Here is a 19,146-nt window from a genome sequence, read left to right on the forward strand (position 1 = left end):
TGCAGGGAAAGAGTTTCCAAACGCTGCGCGACCGGCGGCGTCCTTTGAAAGGCTGGCTTGTGACCGCACCTCATCGCGCGCTGGGAAGCACGTTGACGGGAATCTTCGCACCGGGCTCGCCGGCTCTCTTTGAGAGCTTGCGGACGCTGGTCGTTACGCCACGGCGTAACGTGACGCCGGGCGAAACGATTCGCGTCGAATTTAGTTTTTCGAATCTCGGCGGCGCGTCGGCGACCGGCGTGCGGGTTCGTTTCGGTCTCCCGCCGGGCGTTTCGCACGTGCCGGGTACCGACGCGGTCGATGCCACGCCGCTGCCCGATGGGATGACGCTGGTTGCGACGGAAGGTGCGGCGCTCGCCGATCTCGCTCCGAACGCGCAACGCACGGTCGCCTGCAGTTTCCGCGTCAACGAACCGGTTGAAGACGGCACCGAACTCGCGTTTCAGGCCGCGCTCGTTGCCGAGCAGGCGTCGCTCGTCGCGTCGAACATCGAACGGCTCGTCGTGCGCAGCGCGCCGGTCTTGCAGAACACGCAAACGCTCGTAACGATCGTGGCATCCGACCACGCGAAGCCGAGCGACACGATCGCCGTGCGCGCGACCATCGCCAACACGGGGCAGTCCAGCGCCACCGACGTGGTGGTGATTTTGCCGTTGCCGGAGTACACGACCTACGTGCCGCGCAGCGCGCGGGTCGCCGGGCGCGCGCTTTTGGGCGTGGAGTCCGAACCCTTCGATTACGCGAGCGAAACGATCGTCGCGCAGCGCCTCACGCCCGGTCAGTCCGTCGTCGTCGAATATCAGGCGACCATCGACGCGCCGCTGCCCGACGGCACGCGGCTGCGCGTGGCCGGCGTCGTTGCCTCGCGCGAGGTCGTGGAGTTTCCGATTCAGTCGTCGGAGATACTCGTCAACTCCCCGGTCGATTTTGAAAACGACGAAACCAAACTGACGCTGCATTGCGACGACATGGTAACGCCCGGAATGCGGGTTCCGATGACGATGCGCGCGGTCAATACGGGGACCGGCGGCGCGCAGCAGGTCGCGATGAGTTTCGAATTGCCGCCGGGCCTGGTCTACACGCCGGGTTCGGCCCACGTTGACGGCCAGCCGGTGAGCGACGAGAGTTTCGCCGAGAACGTGTTTTCGCTGGGCTCGCTGCCCGCGGGCCGCGTCGTCGACGTCGGGTTGTCGGCAACCGTCGCGGTTCCTTCGAGCGACGACGTCGCGCTGCCGGTTTCGGCAACGCTGCGGTGGAAAGGTTCGGCGGGGGCGGCGGAGCGCCGATTCGCGCGCCGTCTCAGCGTGCGCGTCGCGCCGCGTTTCACGCGTGCGCGCAACTACATCGACGTCGATCGCGGCGTGGTACGCGCGCGCGACGAAGTGCTCTTCACCGCGCACGTCTTTAACGACGGGACGGCCCCGGAGCGCAACGTTAGCCTGCGCTTGATACCGGGCGCATTCCTCGAAGACGTGCGTATCGCGCACGTTCCCGATGAGTCGCTGCCGTATCTCGAACCGGTCGCACTGGGTTCGATCGCGCCGCATTCGGAGCGCGTCTTTGCCATCACGGCGCGCGTCGCATCGCCGGTTCCCGATCGCTCGCAAGCGACGCTCGGTGCGGTGCTGGAGTTTGAAGCCGGTGATTTCGATCTCGGCGTCGGCACCATTGTGGTGCGTTCGCGCCCGCAGTTAGAAGCCGAATCGTGCACCTGGGAGCTCGTCGGCGGCGCGGATCTGCGGCCCGGGCAGTCGCGCGACATCGTCATTCGTTTTACGAACGGCGGCTCCGACGTGCTTCGCGACGCGCGTATGGAGCTTACGATGCCGGCCGAACTCGCGCTCGAACGGGCGCAGAACGCGCGCCGAGAGCTGCGCTCGCTGCATTTTGGCGACATTCCCGCGAATACCACGCACGAAGCGCACCTTACGGTGCGTCTGCTGGGCGCGCCTAAACGCGAGCGAGTACTCGTGCTTGCGGGATCGCTCGCGGGGCGCGGCGTGAGTCCGGTGCAATTCCATGCGCTCGAGATTCCCGTCTTCGCGGAAGCAAAATTTACCGCCGGCGCCGAGCTGCGCAGCAACCCGGCCGATCTGGTCAACGCGGGCGAACGCGTTACCTATGAATTGCGCCTTCACAACACGGGCGACGGACCGTCGGAGCAGCTTACGGTGCGAACGATTCCGTCGAACCTCGCGGTTTACGTTCCGGGCAGCACGGCGATTAACGGGCTAAACGTCGCCGACGACCTGGGCGCCTCACAGCTCTGGTCGCAGCGCGGCCTCATGCTCACCGACGTCAATCCAAACTTCGAGCTGCGCATACGCTGGGAGATGATCGTCATGTCGCCGCTGGCGGCGGGCACCGCGGTCGAAACGCGCGTCGTCGTGGATTGGGACGACGCGAAATCGGTGGCGCTCTCCGCGCCGACGCTGCGCGTCGTCTCCTCACCCTCGCTCGAAGCGACCGCCGCCGGTACCCCGATCTCGATCGCGCAGATCTTTCCGCAGTTCGACCCGCCGGCGCAGGAGATGCTCGCGCCGGAGCCCGCGGCCGAAGCCGTTACCGGCGCGGCGGCCGCCGAGCCTCAAGCCGAACCGGCGCGCGCTCCCGAGCCGGGCGTTCCCGTGGAAGACGTGGCCCCGTCGCCGACGCTCTTCACCGATTTTTCGCAAGAGCAGCTCGCGGCGATGATCCGGACGCTTGAGAAGAGCGATGCCGGCGGACTCATGCAGCACATTTTCGCCATCAAAAACTTCTTTCCGCACCGCGTCGGCGCCGCGAGTGCCGACGTTGAGGCCAACGCGCAGACGGCGGCGCGCACGATGCGCGCGCCGCTCGATCGCCTTTTCGTACGCCTGCATCTTCCGCGCCTAACGGTAACCGCTAAGGATCTCGAGGATCGCGACAGCCGTTACGCCCTGCGCGCGCTCGTCGACGACGTGATCGCCCGCGCGCAACCCGGTGCCGTCGGCGAACGCGCGCGCGAAACCGTTCGGCTGAGCGGCTCGATCGACGTATCCGCGTTGCGCGCGCTGGTAGCGCCGCTCGAGACGGCGCCGTTGGGCGCGGTCGTGCCGTGGATTGCGTACGTTCGATTGCTCGGCGATTCGATCGAATCGGACTCCGGCCGCACGCACGCGCTGGGCTCGTACCGCGCGGAACTGCTGCGCGTCTTCTCGCTGCTCGAAACGCTGCCGATTCCGGAGTTTCATCGCGTGCTGACCTCGAGCGTCAATCGGTCGCTCGACGCATCGCTGCAGACGGTGGTCGAAGAGCTGCGCGGCGTGGCGCGCGTCGCGGTCGACTAGCCCTGAGCCTCACCCTCGGCGTCGTCTTCCTGGTCGGCGTGCTGCTCTTCGGCATCGGCTCGTCGCTCGTGCGCTCGTCGAAAGTGCGGCCGGATGCGGCGCGCGAAACCGTTGCGCCCGCACCCGGCGCAACGAGCGGTGCGACGGCGTGGCCCGCACTCGTCGACGAATCGCTGACGAATCTGAGCCTCGCCGAGCGGCGCGAAATGATCGAGCGTTTGGCGCTGGTTGGAAACGATTGGAGTCGCGAGATCCTGCGCGCCGCAACCGCCGAAGAGACCGACGCCGGGCTGCGAGCCGCGCTCGAGCGCGCGTTCGCAGGCGCGCCCGAAACCCACCCTACAGTTTTTTCTTGAAGTACTTCAACAAGATACTCTGCGCGATCGGCGCGGCCACGCTCGCGCCGTAGCCGCCGGAACGGTCGACAAAAACGGCCATCGCGAACTTCGGCCGATCGGTCGGCGCCCAGCAGACGAACCACGTCGTGTTCGGTCCCGATCCGCCGGCCGTTTCTACCGTGCCGGTCTTGCCGGAGTAATGTAATCCGGGGATCGCGAGGCCGTACGCCGTGCCGCCGGGATCGGTCACCTTCGCCATGCCTTGGCGAACGGCTTCGAAGGCTTGCGGCGTTGCCGGAACGTGTTTGAAAACCGACGGCGCGTAGCGCTTGACGACGTTCCCGTTCGCATCGCGAATCTGCCACACGATGCGCGGATGATAGAGCGTGCCGCCATTGATGACGGTGGCGGCGACGTTGGCGATTTGGAGCGGCGTGGCTTGCATGGCGCCTTGGCCGATGCCGAGCGAGCACACGTCGGCGGGCTCCATCGGGACGCCGAAGGTCTTCATGCTCCACGCGTTGGTCGGCCAATTCCCGGCGTTCTCCCCGGGAAGATCGATTCCGGATTTCTGTGCGAGTCCGTATGCGAGCGCCCATTTGCGCAGACGCTTGTTGCCGAGCCGCCAGGCCATTTGGTAGAAATATCCGTCCGACGACGCGGCGAGTGCGTGAACGAACGCGGTGTCCCCAAGCCCGCCCGAAGCGATGTCGCGCGCGATGTAGCCGCCGCAGTTCCAAGCGCCGGAATCGTAGACGATCTCGGTCGGCGTCACCACGCCGTCGCTGATCGCGCCCGACCCGGTCACCATCTTGAACGTCGATCCGGTCGGCGTGGCGGCCGCGATCGCGTCGTCGAAGAGCGGTTGGGCGGGATCGGTGAGATAGGCCGAAATCTTCTTGTAGTTATCGCTTGCAAACGCGTTGGGGTCGAAGTTCGGGTAAGCGGCGAGCGCCAGAATCGCGCCGCTGTAGGGATCGATCGCGATCGCCGCGCCCGAGAGTTTGCGGCCGTGCCCCCACGACTTGATCCCGTCCGCAAGCGCCTTGTCGGCGATCGACTGCAGGCGCCAATCGATACTCGTTACCAAACTGTCGCCGGGCACCGGCTGTTTCGCGGGCAGCTTGACGGCGGAAACCACCTGGCCTTGGGAATCGACGACGATCCGCTGTCCTCCGGGTTGCCCGCGCAAGTATTGGTCGTACGCAAACTCGAGCCCGTCCTTTCCCACCACGTCGTTCGGCGAGTATCCGCGGTGGCGCAACGTCTTGTATTCCTCCGCGGTGATCGCGCCCACGTAGCCGAAGAGATGCGAGGCCGTCGTGCCGTACGGATAGTTGCGAATCGGCTGCGCCTCGAGATCGACGCCCGGAAGATCGTTGAGCAACTCGGAGATGCGCGCGACTTTGGCCACGGAAAGATCGCTCGCCAAAATCACCGGCCCGTAGGGTTCGTAGGTCGCGACTTGCGCGAAGTCGGTGTAGTTGACGCCGTGATGATGCAGCAAGCGATGTTCGAGTTGCGCCGCAGGAATGCCGATCGTCTGCGCGAGCACGCGCAACTCGCTCGCGACGTCTTTGACCTCCGAGGGGATGAGCGCTACGACGAACGACGGGCGGCTACGCACCAGCACTTTGCCGTAGCGGCCGTAGATCAACCCGCGCGGAGCCGAAACGGGAATCAACCGCACTTGGTTGGCTTGCGCTTCGAGCCGGTACTCTTGCCCGTGAACGATCTGCACTTGGATCAGGCGAAACAGGAGCGCCCCGAGCGCGAACACGGTTACCGCGATAAAGGCCCCGATGCGTAACGGCGAGCGCTCCCACGGCGTCTTGCGGCGCTTGTAATACGGAATCATCGAGCCGAAAGCGTTTCGCGATATCGCAGCGCGAGCATCACTACCGCCACAAAGACGGCGTTGAGCAGTGCCTGCCACAGGCTCTGGTGCAAGTGCAGCGCCGCATACCCGGGCGGATAGCCCTCGAGCGCCATCACGATCCAAAACAGCAGACTGCGAATCAGCGTCGCGATGGCAACGATCGCCGTCGCGAGCGGCATCGAGTCGGCGAAGAATCCGCGCGAGAGCATGCCCGCGAGTATCGCGGTGATCGTCGTCGAGATCGTCCACGCGGCGCCGGTCTGCGCCGCTAAAATATCCTCGCCGAGCCCGGCGAGCAGCCCGTAGACGGCGGCCCGCTTGGCATCCACCCGAATCGAATACCAGACCACGACGACCAGCACCAAGCTCACTTCGGCATCGCGGAAACGGAAGAAATGCATCAACTCGACTTGGACGAGCAGCGCTACCGCGAGATAGATTCCCGCGCGCCACCAGACCGGACCCGTAAAGGGCGTCTCCTGCGGTTTACTTCGGGACAACGACAACGCGGTCGAGACTCGAAAGATCGACGGCGGGCTTGACGATCGCGGTTTCGTAGAGGCTCGCATCCGAGCGCTCTATCCGGACGATCGTGCCGATGAGCGCACCGGAGTGAAAGGAACGGGCCTCGCCCGTGACCACGCGGTCGCCGACCCGCAGCGGGGCGTCCTGCGAAACGTATTCGAGACGCACGCTCGCCGCGTTCCCTTTGGCGATGCCCCAATAGCGGCCGCGCTGCACGATCGCGGGAATGCTCGAGGTGAAATCGGTGATCAACGCGACCTTGCTCGTGAACGGCCCGGCCTCGACGATCCGCCCGACGACACCGCCGGCCGCCAGCACCCCGTCGTCGCGGCTCACGCCGTTGCGCGTTCCGCGGTTGATGGTGACGCTGCGAACTTCGTTCTCCGGCGGAAAGCCGATGATCCGCGCAGCGATCGCATTGCGATATTCGGCCATGCGCGGCGCGAGCGCGAGCTGTTGGCTGTAGGCGACGACTTGTTCGTGTAAGCGGGCATTCTCTTGCTCGATCGCCGTATTTTCGGCGCGGAGCGCTCCGTTTTCACGTTCGAGCTGCGGTAGATCGACGAGCCCGCGCGAGCCGGCGCGGACGCCGCCGATGACGGCGCTCGCGGCCCCCTCCAGGAGTGCCGCGGCCGTCGTACCGGCAACGGTGATCGGGCTCGCGGAGCCGCTGCGGGCGGCGCTTACCTGGATCAGCGCAACGAGCGACATGACGATAATCACGCTGATTACCGCAAAGAGTCGCCGCTCGTCCCGATAGGTAAAGATGTCCGCTCCCGCCCTAGCTTAGGGGCTCTTCGCGTGAGGGTTCGCTACCGGGAACGTAAAACCCAGGCGGCGCAGCGACCGCACGAATCTCGCTAACGGAAAGCCCATGACGGTGTAAAAGTCTCCGTCGATGCGCTCGACCAGCGTCGCGCCGTACCCTTGAATTCCGTACGCGCCGGCTTTATCCATCGGCTCGCCGCCGGCAACGTACCGTGCGATCTCCGCGTCGTCGAGCGCGTAGAACGTGACGGCGGTGCTCGAGCACGCTTCGACGAGATCGTCTCGCTGCGGCACGCTCACGGCAAACGCGGTGTGCACGCGATGCGTGCGTCCGGAAAGTATTTGCAGCATGCGTCGCGCGTCCAGCGCATCTTTCGGTTTACCGTACGCGAGCCCGTCTACATCGACGACCGTGTCGGCCGCGACGACGACGTCGCGCGCGTAGGCGCGGCGCACGTCGCCGGCTTTGTTGCGCGCGTGCGCGACCGCGAGCTCGTGCGGCGCGATGCCGGGATGCTCGGGCTCGTCGTACGCGCTCGGAACGACCGTGACGTCGAGGTGGAGCGAACGCAGCAGTTCCAGCCGTCGCGGCGATGCGCTCGCGAGTACGATTCGATCGAGATTCATTGGTAGTGCGTTCCCCCGACCTCGATGTAGCCGGCCGGGTGGCGAAAACGCGGATCGTGATGCGTCCAATGGATGACGCCGTCGTTACATTCGTATTGGCCCTGCAACGCGATCGGTTCGCCGGCGCGCAGTGGGATCGGCCCGGTTATATCCGCGTTGTCTTCCACGCGCAGTTCGATGCCGTTGAGGCGTACGACGAACCCTTCGTGGCGCCCGCTGCGCGATTCACGCGTGCCGAGCACGCGAACGACGGTGCCGGAATCGCGCACTTCCACGTGTGCCGCGCCGCGCGAACACGCATCCATCGCCGCGCGTACGCCGGGTGCGCCGCCCCCGGAACAGCCGGCGAGCAACATCGCGATCGCCGCGGTGAGCATCTTACGCATCGTCGGCGGCCGCGATACCGTAGAGATGGTGGGCGGAGATGTATTGCCACACCGGCTCGGGGACGAGGTAGCGCACGGACTTTCCTTGCGCGAGCAGCGTGCGTATCAGCGTGGCGCTCTCGGGAATCTCCGGCAGGTTCAAGGCTTTGACGCGATCGCGCAGGCGCTGGGGCAAGACGGCGATGGCGCGGGAGACGGCTTCCATCGCGATTCCCGCGCGCGGCGCCACCACGAAGGCATCGAGCGCGTCGACGACTTCCTCAAAGCGCACCCACGCATTGCTCGCGAGCGAATCCGCGCCGGTGATAAACGTCAGCGTCGCATCCGGGTACTTCAGCTTGAGCCGCGGCAGCAGATCGGCGGTGTAGCCGGTGGCGTCGTCGCGCAGATCGGTATCGTCGAGCGCGAAACGGCGATTGCTCGCGATCGCGCCGAGGATCATCGCGCAGCGGTGCGCGCTATTCGCCCGCGCGCCGTCGCGGTAGTGCGTGTGATTCGTCGGAACGAACACTACCCGATCGAGCTCTTCGAGCCGGCGAGCGGATTCGGCAACGAACAGATGCGCGTTGTGGACCGGGTCGAACGTTCCGCCGAAGATTCCGAGTTTCACGAGTACGTGAACTCGAAGCCCCCGATGCGAACCGTGTCGCCCTCTTTCGCGCCCAGTTCGCGGAGTTTTTTGTCGACGCCCATCTTCGCGAGAATTTGTTCGAAGCGCGCGAGACCCTCGTCGGCGTCGAAGTCGGTCATCGACGCCAAGCGTTCGACGCGTTCGCCGGCGATGACGAAGACGTCGTCGTCCTTGGCGATCGTAAACGGCTCGTTCGGTTTGAGCACGATGCGCGGCGCTTCCGGCACGACCACCTCGGGCAGGGGCGTCGCCGCAATCGTCTTCCACGCGGCGAAGAGCATCTCGCGCACGCCTTCGCCGGTGGCGGAGCTGACGCCGCGAATCTCGGGGAAGCTGGCGCGCAGTTCGCCGAGGCGCTCTTGCGCGTCGGGGAGATCGAGTTTACTCACGACCAGCAGCGCCGGCTTCTCGCCGAGTTTGGGATTCCAGGCGACGAGTTCGCGTTCGATGATCTCTTTGTCGTGCAGAATCTCGTCGAGCGGTTTGCCGCCGTCGAGCAGGTGCACGAGCACGCGCGTCCGTTCGATGTGACGCAAGAATTGGTCGCCGAGACCGGCGCCTTCATGCGCGCCTTCGATCAATCCGGGCACGTCGACCATAACGAACGACTCTTCCTCGGAGATACGCACGACGCCGAGCTGCGGCTCGAGGGTGGTAAAGGGATAGTCGGCGATCTTCGGGCGGGCCGCGGAGACGACCGAGAGCAGCGTCGACTTGCCTGCGTTGGGCAGACCGATAACGCCGCAATCGGCGAGCAGGCGCAGCTCGAGACGCAGCGCGCAACGCTGCCCGGGCTCGCCCTTCTCGGCGAAGTGGGGCGCCTGGCGCTTGCTGGTGGCAAAATGCTGGTTGCCGAGGCCGCCGCGGCCGCCCTTGGCGACGACGACGCGTTCGCCGGCGGTCTTGAGGTCCACGAGAAAGGCTTCGGGCTGTTCGTCGAGCGTACGGTAGACGAGCGTGCCGACCGGAACGAAGATGACGAGATCCTCGCCGGCCTTGCCCGACTTGTTGGAGCCGCCGCCGGCTCTGCCGGCTTCGCCGGCGAACTGGCGCTTAAAGCGGAACTCGACCAGTGTGGAGAGCTCGGGGGTCGCCTCGAGATAGACGGTGCCGCCGTGCCCGCCGTCGCCGCCGGCCGGGCCGCCCTTGGGCACGTACTTCTCGCGCCGCCAGCCGACGATGCCGTCGCCGCCGCCGCCCGCCGCCACCGTGATTGTGGCCTCGTCGATAAATTGCACGCCGACCTTACTTCCGCATCAAATGAAAGAGGACCCTGAGGGTCCTCACGTTCGTCGTTCCGATCGAAGCGAGCTTAGGCGGCCGCCGAGCGGACGTGCACGTGCTTGCGATTGCGATGCGTCGCAAACTCGACGGTGCCGTCCACCAAGGCAAAGAGCGTGTGGTCCTTGCCGATGCCGACGTTCTCGCCGGGGTAAAATTTGGTGCCGCGCTGACGAATCAGGATATTGCCCGCGACCACGACCTGACCGCCGAAGCGCTTGACGCCGAGGCGCTGCGCGTTGGAGTCGCGACCGTTGCGAGTGGAGCCGGCGCCCTTTTTTGAGGCAAAAAGCTGGAGATCGAACTGGAACATAGCCGCAAGACTATAACATCCGGGCCGCTTCGCGTCAACGGCCGAAGACGCTCGGCAGGTCGCAGGTCCCCATTGGGTCGATCGGGGCTGCCCTTGCGCTGGTCTCAGACCGTCGTCCGTCGCAGGATAAAGATCGTCGAATCGTCGCGAAGCGGGGCCACGGCGTAGGATTTCACCGCTTCAAACATTGCCGTCGCGAGATCTTGAGCGCTCAGATGGCGCGAACGAACGAGTTCCTTCTTTAATCCGGCGATCGTGTACATCTCACCGTGTGTGTCGGTCGCCTCGGTGAGTCCATCCGTGTAGAAGACGGCCGTGTCGCCAGGTCGGAGCAGGTACTCCTCTTGCCGATAGTCCGTCGTTTCGGAAATACCGAGGACGATATCGTGGCAATCGAGCGTGATGGTGTCCTGCGCATCGCGGGCGAGAATCAACGGCGGTTCGTGGCCGGCATTTACGACTCGAAGTTGGCCCGTATCGCAGTCGACCGCACCGAGTAGAAATGTAATGAAATCATCATCGGCCATGTCTTCATACAAGACGACATTTGCATGCGTAACGACCGAGACGAGATCGTCGGCGTCTAGCGCTCGAACGAGTCCTCTCACGAGATAGCGAAGCATCAGCGAATTCAGCGCGGCGGCCAATGACTTTCCCGATGCATCCCCGAGGCCAAAGACGAGTGCGCCGGCCGGCGACTTGTAGAGATCGATATAGTCGCCGCCCACGAGACGCGCCGGCTCGGCACACATTCCCATATCGAATCCGGGTACGCTCGGAATCGCGATGTCCAACAGTGCATGTTGGATGCGCTGCGCGGCAAGCTCAAAATGCTGCTGTTCGTTCTCGCCGCGCGTGAGCGCCGATATCGCCCTGCTCAGGGAGTGCACGGACGAGATGATTGGTGATGCGCCGGGGTCGCTCACGTGTTGTTCCTTTTCGGCACCGTGCCCATAGCTGGGCGGAAAGAGAACGGACGATGCAATGAGCTGCACATCCTATGTATTAATAGCCGGTCGTCTCCAGGGCGGCCTGCCGTGAATAGAAGTTTTCGCTAAACCGGTTTTAGGGCTTTGGCGAAGCGGAGGGCGGGCGCTCGGGCAATTGCCCGGCGCCCGATGACTGCTTTCGACGCGGCTAGTTGATGCTCGTTGCGTAGAACGTGCCGTTGCTGTAGTAGCCGTAGGCCGTGATCGAGCGTCCGATCTCGATGCGTCCCGTGGCCTGGCGATCGAGCGCCGGCTGATCGTTAATGGTGATGCGGTGGAGCAGACCTTGCATGATCGTGACCTGGTTGCCGCTGACGCCGACGATTACGCCGCTGACGGTCTGATTGCCGTTCTGATTGCCGTTTCGGCCGTTGCCGTAATAGCCGCCGTTGTTGTTGCAGTTGTTGCGGCCGCGGTTGTTGTCTTCGTTCTCGCCGTTGTTGTTGCCGCAGCGATTGTAATTATTGTTGTTGCAGTTATTCCCGTAATAGCCGCAATTGTTGTTGTTATTGCGATGGCCGCGGTGATGGCCGCGATCCTTGTGGTTGCCCTGGTCGCCTTGCTGGTCGCCGTGGTCGCCGTGATTGTCGCCCTCGTCGGCGAGCGCGATCGATGCGCCGGCGCTGAGGAGGCCGGCGGAACCGGCCGTCGGATTCTGAGCCTGGTGCAGGCCGATCGATGCGACGGAGCCGAGCCCGAAAGCCGTGGCGAGCAGTGCCGTGTGGAGTTTGTTCATTCTGCGGGACTCCTTTGAGGTGCGAGCCGGAACAGTTGCCGACGCTCGTCCTGGTTAAAACGCGATGAGGGCCGCGTTTGTTCGCAGGAAACCGCTCGCTCGCCGCCTCTCCCGAGAGGTTCCCGTCCCGGGTCGCCGTAACTCAGGTGCGTTTTGGACGATTCGATGAATGCACGCCCCGCCCGGCGGCGCGTGGTGGTCACCGGCCTCGGGGCCGTGACGCCCCTGGGAAATAGTACCGGCGAGTTCTGGCGCCGGCTGGTCGCCGGCGAGAGCGGCATGGGCCCGATCACGGCGTTCGATGCGAGCGATTTTTCGACGCGTTTTGCCGCCGAAGTCAAAGACTTCGACGGTGAGACGCTGATCGGGAAAAAAGAGTCCAAGCGAATGGATCGCTTCGCGCAGTACGCACTGGTCGCGGCCCGCGAGGCGATCGAAGATGCGCGCCTGCCCGACGACGAGGCTTTTAAGGAACGGGTCGGCTCGGTGCTCGGCACGGGGATCGGCGGCATCCTCACGTTCTGGCACAATTCCGATATTGCCAATAAGAACGGAACCTGGGCGAAAGTGACGCCCTTCTTTATTCCGATGCTGATGGCCAATGCGGCGCCGGCGCACATCTCGATGCAGTACGGATTTCGCGGTCCGTTCTTTTCGGTGGCCAGCGCTTGCGCGTCGGCGAACGACGCGATCATCACCGCCTACAATTACATCGTCAACGGCGACTGCGACGCGATGGTCGCCGGCGGCACCGAAGCGACGATCTCGCCGCTGGCGCTGGGTGGTTTCTGCACGATGAAAGCGCTCTCGACCCGCAACGACGAGCCGACCAAAGCCAGCCGGCCGTGGGATAAGCAGCGCGACGGCTTCGTACTCGCCGAGGGCGCCGGGATTCTGATTCTAGAGGAGTACGAACTGGCGCGGCGGCGCGGCGCGACCATCTATTGCGAGGTACTCGGATACGGGCAATCCTCCGATGCATACAACCTCGTCGCGCCCGATCCGGAGAGCCGCGGCGTGGAACTCGCGATGCAGCGGGCGCTCGCGCGCGCGGGCATTGCCGCCGGCGACGTCGATTACATCAACGCGCACGGCACTTCCACGCCGCTCGGCGACGTCGCCGAATCGGCCGCAATCGCGCGCGTCTTCGGTCCGGAACCGCGCGTTGCGGTGAGTTCGACCAAATCGATGCACGGTCACGCGCTCGGTGCGGCCGGCGGTATCGAAGGCATCGCAACGGTGCTTGCCGTGCGCGACGACATCATGCCGCCAACGATCAATTACGAATTCCCCGATCCCGAGTGCACGCTCGACTACGTGCCCAACGTGGCCCGCAAGGCGACGGTGAACGTCGCGCTCTCCAACGGCTTCGGGTTCGGCGGGCATAACAGCGTGCTCGTTTTCGGCAAGCTCAAGCAGTAGCTGCAGGTGGCGGGCGAAAGCCGTCGGCGCCGCATGCGGGCGTTGCTGGAGGTTGCGAATCTGCCGTCCGGAGCCCTCGAGGTTCTCGAACCGGCCTTCGTGCACGAAAGTGCGGCGCGCGAAGGCGGAATCCCGAGCAACGAACGGTTGGAGTTTCTCGGCGACGCGATTCTCGGCGCGATCGTTGCCGGCTGGCTCTATGCGAACTACCCCGACGATAAAGAAGGCACGCTCGCCAAGCGCAAGGCCGCGATCGTGAGCGATCGATCGCTCGCAACGAGCGCGCGCCGGCTGGGATTTAGCGAATTGCTGCACGTCGGCGCCGGCGAGCGAGCCCACGGCGGCACCGAACGTACCTCGATCCTGGCCGACTGCTTCGAAGCGTTTATCGCCGCGGTCTACGGAACGTACGGACTCGAGCCCGCGCGCGACTTCGTCGTGCGGGAACACATCGCGTTCGTCGATCACGCCACCGCCAATCTCGCCGACTCGAAGACCCAGCTTCAGGAGCTCTCACAAGAGCGTTTCGCCTGCATGCCGGTCTATCGCGAAGAAGGCCAAGGCCCGGCGCACGAGCGACGCTTTACCGCTACCGTAAGCGTGAACGGCGAATTGCTCGGAACCGGCAGCGGTCCGTCGAAGAAGGACGCCCAGCAAGCGGCCGCGACCCAAGCACTAACCACCCTACAGGCACGAGTATGAAATTAAAGAGACTCAAGACGTTTGGTTTTAAGACCTTTGCCGAATCCACCACGCTCGATTTTTCGGGCGGGATTACGGCCATCGTCGGTCCGAACGGATCGGGAAAATCGAATCTGATCGACGCGTTTCGCTGGGTGCTGGGCGAGACGAGCAGCAAGAGTCTGCGCTCGGGCAAAATGGAAGACGTCATCTTCGCCGGCAACGAAAAACGCAAGCCGCTCGGCCTGGCCGAGGTCTCGCTCACGTTCGATAACTCGGATCGCACGCTGCCGATCGATTACACGGAAGTCGAGTTGACGCGCCGCGCCTATCGCGCGGGTGAGATGGAATACTTCATCAATCGCAATCAGTGCCGTCTGCGCGACATCTTGGAATTGTTGATGGGCACGGGCCTCGGACCCGGCAGCTATTCGATCGTCTCGCAGGGGCAGATCGATGCGATTTTAACCAGCAAGCCGGCCGATCGGCGCGCGCTTTTCGAAGAGACCGCCGGCATCGCGAAATTTCTCGCGCGCAAAAACGAGTCGATGCGCCGCCTCGAACAGACCGAGGCCAACGCCATTCGCATCAACGACTTGATCCAGGAGCTCGAGCGCCGCATTCCGGAACTCGACACGCAGGTGCGCCGCGCGAAGCGCTATCGGAAATTGAGCGCGCGCGTGCGCGACATCGAGATCCTGGCGTACATTCGCGCCAGCGCGTCGCGGCGAGCGGAACGCGATCGTCTCCGCGTAGACCTCGAGAAAAACGACGAAGTGCGCGGCGCGGCGGCCGCCAAATCGGCCTCGCTCGGCGCCGATCACGCCGCCCTGCGCACGAGCGTCTACCAGCACGAACTCGCACTCGAGGAATTTCGCACCCACAGCCAGCAGCTTCGCGCGCAGCTCGCGCGACTCGAAGCCGATTACGCCGGCGCCCTAGCGCGGCGCGAAGCGCTGGAGTCGCAGAGCACGCAGACCTCCGAAGACGTCGCTCGCGTGCAGGCCGAGCGCGAGACGCTCGCCGCGAGTATCGCCGGCCTCAACGCGCGCATCGAGCCGCTCGCGGGCGCGCTCGAATCGGCGCGCGAGCGCGAACTAGCCGCGCAGACCGAACTCTCCGGCGCGCGCGGCGAGCTCGATGCGATCTTTACCAAGCTGCGCGAAGTGGAATCGGCGGCGGCCGAGTTCGCCGCGAAAAAAGCGGAACGCCGCGCCCAAGGCGAGCACGCGCGCGCCGAGGCCGAACGCCTCGAGGGCGAAGCTCAAGCCGCCAACGGCCGCGCGGACCAGATGCAGATCGCGGCCGGCGCCGCGCTGCACAAACACGCCGAGCGCGAGACGCATCTCACCTCGCTCGAGACGACGCTGCTCGGCGCGCGCGGACGCTTCGAAGACGCGGAACGTGCGATGGCGCAGGCGCAGGGCGAACTCGCGCACGCGATGACCGCGGCGCGCGATTATTCGGGCGAACTTAAAGCCGCCGAATCGCGGCTGCACACGATCGAGGAACTCGAGGCGTCGCTCGAGGGACACGTTCCGGGCACCCGCGCCGTGGTTGAGGCGTGGCAGCGCGGAGAGCTGCGCGGCATCGAAGGCATCGTCAGCAACCTCATCACGACCGACGAACAATACGCGCGCGCGATGGACGTGGCGTTCGGCGCGCGGCTTTCGAATATCATCACGAGCAATTCCGAAGATGCCGAACGCGCGATCGAGTATTTGAATGCAAAGGAGAGCGGGCGCGCGACCTTTCTGCCGCTCGACACGCTGGCAAATCGGCCCGGTAAGGAACTGACGGCGGACTTGCGCGGCGTGCGCGGCGTGATCGAGTACGCGCACGCGCTGATTCGCACCCAGCCGCAGTACGAAGGCGTCGTGCGCTTCTTGGTCGGCAACGTGCTCGTGGTCGACACGCTGCAGACCGGCATCTATCTCGCGCGCAATCGCGGCTTCCGCGACACGATCGTCACGCTTTCGGGCGAACAGATCACCGGCGGCGGCGCGATCACCGGCGGTCGTTATCGCCGCGAGAAGTCGATTCTTTCCCGGCGCGTGCAGGCGCAGACCCTGCGCGAGCAGCTCATCGAGATGCGCGTCAACTTGGCGTCGCTGGAAACCGCCGTTACGGCGGCGAGCGTGCGCGGCGAATCGGCGCTTGCCGAACGCGAAGCGGCCAACGAAGCATCGCGCAGCGCGGAAGTCTCGCTCACCGAAATGCGCGGCGAAATGAGCAATCTCGCATCCGACGCGCAGCGCATGCGCTCCGAGTACGAGCTCGCGCGATCGCGCGTGAGCGAATTGCACGCCGCCGCGCAAGCGGCCCGCCTGCGCGAGCGGGAGCTCGAGGGCGCGGGCGCCGGAGAGCTGCGCAGCGATGAAGATCGCGTTCGGCTCGAAGCCGAACTCGCACAGGCCCGCGAGGCTATCGCGCGCGCCGAAGGCGTGCAGACGCAGGCCGCTTCGGAGGCCGGCGACCTGCGCGAGCGCTTCGCGGCGCTGGGTGCGGAGCGCGACGGCGCGAAGGCGCGGTTGGGCATTATCGATGCGGACGGCGAGCGCGCGCGAACCGCGCGGGAGACGATGCTCGCCGAAATCGGCGACCTCGTCACGCAGACCGACACGGCAAGCGCGCAGCTCGAACGGCTGCGGACGGCGGTTCGCGAGGCCGACGCGCAATTCGACGCCGCGCGCAAAGAGCGCGAGACGATGAGCGAGCGGCTTACGTCGCTCGAATCTGACGTGCGCACGGCCGAGATCGCGGAGCGCGAAGCGGCCGCGGGCGGCGAACGCTACCGTACGCGCTTGGCCGAGATCGAAGCCGAACTCGGGATGCTCGTTTCGCAGTTCGCGCAGAATCCGGCGACCGAAGACGAGTGCCGCGAGGTTGAGGGGCGCTACAAAGACGAGCCCGATGCAATCGCCGACGAATTGCCGCGTTTGCGCGAAGATTTGGCGCGTCTTTCGAACGTGAACTTAAACGCCGAGACCGACCGAGACGAACTCGGCGCGCGCGAGGCCTTCCTCAAAGAACAGCTCGACGATCTGGCGCGGGCGCGCGAAACGCTGCTGCAGTCGATCCACGAGATCGAGGCGCAGACGCAAGTGCAGTTCAACGAGACCTTCAATGCGGTCTCCGAGGCCTTCACCGATATCTACGCCAAGCTCTTTCCGGGCGGTCTGGCAAAGATGTGGCAGACGAACCCCGACAATCTTTCGGAGACCGGCATCGAGATCTCGATTCAACCGCCGGGCAAGAAGCTGATGCCGCTCGCGACGCTCTCGGGTGGCGAACGCGCGATGACGGCCGCGGCCCTGATCTTCGCGCTCATTCGCGTGCGTCCGGCGCCGTTCTATCTGCTCGACGAAGTCGATGCGGCCCTCGACGACGCCAACGTCGAGCGCTTCTCGAAGATGGTGCGCGAACTGGCGAGCGACTCGCAGATGATCATCGTTACGCACAACAAACAGACGATGGAGCTGGCCGATCGTATGTACGGCGTCACGATGGGCGAAGCCGGAATCAGCACGCTGATCTCCGCGGAACTTACGGCGCGCGACCGCGAACCGGAGCCTGCCCTTGCCTAAAGCGGCGCTCTTCTCACTCTCGGATAAAACGGGTGCCGCCGAGGTGGCGGCCGCGCTCGTCGAGCGCGGCTACTCGATCTACGCGACCGGCGGCACGCGGACGTTTCTCGCCGAAGCGGGCATCGACGCGCGCGACGTTGAGGATCTGACCGGCTTTCCGGCGCTCTTCGGCGGTCGCGTGAAAACGCTGCATCCCAAAGTGTTCGGAGCGATCTTGCGCGACCGCGCCGCCTCGGACCATAACGCGCAGGCCGAGCACTATCACATCGCCGATCTTTCCGTGCTCGTGGTCAACCTCTATCCCTTTGAGGCCACCGTCGCCAAAGATGGAACGACGCTCTCGGAAGCGATCGAACAGATCGATATTGGCGGCGTCTCGCTGCTGCGCGCCGCCGCCAAGAACTTTCACGACGTCACGATCTTGAGCGATCCGTCGCATTACGCGGCCTACCTCGCCGCGCTTTCCAACGGGGGGCTCGATGCGAACGCACGCCGCCTGCTCGCGATCGCCGCGTTCGAGCGAACCGCCGAATACGACGCCGCGATCGCCCACTATCTCGCGAGCGACGGCGAACTCCTACCGAGCGAGCTGCCGGGTTCGCTGACGTTGACGCTGCCGCTCGAACAGCGGCTGCGCTATGGTACCAACCCGCAATTACGCGCGGCGTTTTATCTCGCGCGCCCCGAGCGTTTGCCCAAGCAGCTCCACGGCAAGGCGCTCAGCTACAACAACCTGCTCGATCTCGACGCGACCCTCCGACTGCTGGCGCGTGCGCCGTTCGGGGCCCGCTTCGGTTCCGAGCACGAACGTTTCGTGCGCGCCGCGATCGTCAAACACACGGTGCCGTGCGGCGTCGCGCAGCGTTCGAGCGTGGGCAAAGCCGTTCGCGACGCGCTCGATGCCGATCCGGTCTCGGCGTTCGGCGGGATCATCGCCGTCGACGCGCGCATCGACCTCGAAGCCGCGCAGGCGCTCGCGCAGTTCTTTTTGGAGATCGTCGCCGCACCGGAATTCGACGACGACGCGCTCGCTCTATTGCGTAAGAAAAAAAATCTGCGAATCATGCGGTTCGATGCAGCCGCCCCCGAAGAATTGCAGCGCGAATTGCGCGTACGCAGCGCGCTTGGCGGCGTGCTGGCCGAAGAAGAAGATCCGCATTTCGCGCCCGAAACCTGGCGCACGGTGAGCGCGCGCGAACCGCTCGCCCAGGAGTGGCACGATCTCGCCTTTGCATGGGACATCGTGCGCCACGTGAAGAGTAACGGCGTGGTCATCGTCAGAGGGGGCGCGACGCACGGCATCTGCGCCGGCCAAACCAATCGCGTGAGCGCGGTGAAGATCGCCGGCATTCGAGCCGGCGCGAAAGCCGCCGGCGCCGCACTAGCGAGCGACGGGTTCTTCCCATTCGCCGACGGACTCGAAGCCGCTGCCGCCGCCGGCATTACCGCGATCATCGCCCCCGAGGGGTCGGTACGCGACGCCGAAGTAATCGCCGCCGCCGACCGCCTCGGCGTCTCCCTCGTCTTCTCAACCCACCGCTACTTCCTCCACTAACCCGCAGCAACACCCCCCTTTCCCTTGTCATCCTGAGCTTGTCGAAGGACAGAGCTTGTCGAAGGACAGAGCTTGTCGAAGGACGGACCACATGCGCGCAAACGGGTATACTAGCCG

16 protein-coding genes are annotated in these 19,146 nt (G+C 65.0%); 6 read left to right on the forward strand and 10 right to left on the reverse strand.

The genetic code is table 11. The features are described 5' to 3' along the window. Positions 1-59 precede the first annotated feature (59 nt). Entirely contained in the window at positions 60-3,311 is a 3,252-nt protein-coding gene (locus VIG32_07345; GenBank protein HEY8297818.1) for a hypothetical protein, read from the forward strand. A 38-nt stretch (positions 3,312-3,349) separates the two neighbouring features. Further along, positions 3,350-3,667, forward strand: a complete 318-nt coding sequence (locus tag VIG32_07350) for a hypothetical protein (GenBank protein ID HEY8297819.1) — start codon at positions 3,350-3,352, stop codon at positions 3,665-3,667. Here VIG32_07350 and mrdA read toward each other — a convergent pair. The 10 genes from mrdA to VIG32_07400 all read right to left on the reverse strand — a co-directional run bounded on the left by mrdA (position 3,651) and on the right by VIG32_07400 (position 11,784). Continuing rightward, positions 3,651-5,507, reverse strand: a complete 1,857-nt coding sequence (mrdA, locus tag VIG32_07355; protein ID HEY8297820.1) for a penicillin-binding protein 2 — start codon at positions 5,505-5,507, stop codon at positions 3,651-3,653. The genes VIG32_07350 and mrdA overlap by 17 nt on opposite strands. Next, entirely contained in the window at positions 5,504-6,028 is a 525-nt protein-coding gene (gene mreD, locus VIG32_07360; GenBank protein ID HEY8297821.1) for a rod shape-determining protein MreD, read from the reverse strand. The genes mrdA and mreD overlap by 4 nt, the downstream gene beginning before the upstream one ends. Then, on the reverse strand, positions 6,015-6,776 hold the full coding sequence (mreC, locus tag VIG32_07365; GenBank protein HEY8297822.1) for a rod shape-determining protein MreC: 762 nt from the start codon (positions 6,774-6,776) through the stop codon (positions 6,015-6,017). Before mreC ends, mreD begins: the two co-directional genes overlap by 14 nt. Positions 6,777-6,839: 63 nt before the next feature. After that, the gene (locus VIG32_07370) at positions 6,840-7,448 is read right to left on the reverse strand and encodes a Maf family protein (GenBank protein ID HEY8297823.1); all 609 of its coding nucleotides are present in this window, start codon (positions 7,446-7,448) and stop codon (positions 6,840-6,842) included. Continuing rightward, positions 7,445-7,834: a DUF3465 domain-containing protein gene (locus tag VIG32_07375; GenBank protein ID HEY8297824.1), complete on the reverse strand. Its 390-nt coding sequence runs from the start codon at positions 7,832-7,834 to the stop codon at positions 7,445-7,447. The genes VIG32_07370 and VIG32_07375 overlap by 4 nt, the downstream gene beginning before the upstream one ends. Next, complete coding sequence (gene nadD, locus VIG32_07380; GenBank protein HEY8297825.1) at positions 7,827-8,444, reverse strand: nicotinate-nucleotide adenylyltransferase; 618 nt, start codon at positions 8,442-8,444, stop codon at positions 7,827-7,829. The genes VIG32_07375 and nadD overlap by 8 nt, the downstream gene beginning before the upstream one ends. Next, complete coding sequence (gene obgE, locus VIG32_07385; GenBank protein HEY8297826.1) at positions 8,441-9,703, reverse strand: GTPase ObgE; 1,263 nt, start codon at positions 9,701-9,703, stop codon at positions 8,441-8,443. Before obgE ends, nadD begins: the two co-directional genes overlap by 4 nt. A 74-nt stretch (positions 9,704-9,777) precedes the next feature. Next, complete coding sequence (rpmA, locus tag VIG32_07390; GenBank protein HEY8297827.1) at positions 9,778-10,059, reverse strand: 50S ribosomal protein L27; 282 nt, start codon at positions 10,057-10,059, stop codon at positions 9,778-9,780. Positions 10,060-10,163: 104 nt separating this feature from the next. Further along, complete coding sequence (locus tag VIG32_07395; protein HEY8297828.1) at positions 10,164-10,985, reverse strand: PP2C family protein-serine/threonine phosphatase; 822 nt, start codon at positions 10,983-10,985, stop codon at positions 10,164-10,166. A 211-nt stretch (positions 10,986-11,196) separates the two neighbouring features. After that, positions 11,197-11,784 carry a hypothetical protein gene (locus tag VIG32_07400; GenBank protein ID HEY8297829.1) on the reverse strand — a complete coding sequence of 196 codons (588 nt, stop codon included), beginning with the start codon at positions 11,782-11,784 and terminating at the stop codon, positions 11,197-11,199. Positions 11,785-11,949: 165 nt separating this feature from the next. Here VIG32_07400 and fabF point away from each other — a divergent pair, with 165 nt between their 5' ends. From fabF to purH, 4 genes are read left to right on the forward strand one after another with little or no spacing between them, the layout of a single operon-like run. After that, on the forward strand, positions 11,950-13,206 hold the full coding sequence (gene fabF, locus VIG32_07405; GenBank protein HEY8297830.1) for a beta-ketoacyl-ACP synthase II: 1,257 nt from the start codon (positions 11,950-11,952) through the stop codon (positions 13,204-13,206). A 33-nt stretch (positions 13,207-13,239) separates the two neighbouring features. After that, on the forward strand, positions 13,240-13,908 hold the full coding sequence (rnc, locus tag VIG32_07410) for a ribonuclease III (protein ID HEY8297831.1): 669 nt from the start codon (positions 13,240-13,242) through the stop codon (positions 13,906-13,908). Next, complete coding sequence (gene smc, locus VIG32_07415) at positions 13,905-17,474, forward strand: chromosome segregation protein SMC (protein ID HEY8297832.1); 3,570 nt, start codon at positions 13,905-13,907, stop codon at positions 17,472-17,474. Before rnc ends, smc begins: the two co-directional genes overlap by 4 nt. Further along, positions 17,467-19,029, forward strand: a complete 1,563-nt coding sequence (purH, locus tag VIG32_07420; GenBank protein HEY8297833.1) for a bifunctional phosphoribosylaminoimidazolecarboxamide formyltransferase/IMP cyclohydrolase — start codon at positions 17,467-17,469, stop codon at positions 19,027-19,029. Before smc ends, purH begins: the two co-directional genes overlap by 8 nt. Positions 19,030-19,146: the final 117 nt, after the last annotated feature.

The sequence above is a fragment of the Candidatus Baltobacteraceae bacterium genome (assembly GCA_036559195.1).
GTDB lineage: Bacteria > Vulcanimicrobiota > Vulcanimicrobiia > Vulcanimicrobiales > Vulcanimicrobiaceae > JALYTZ01.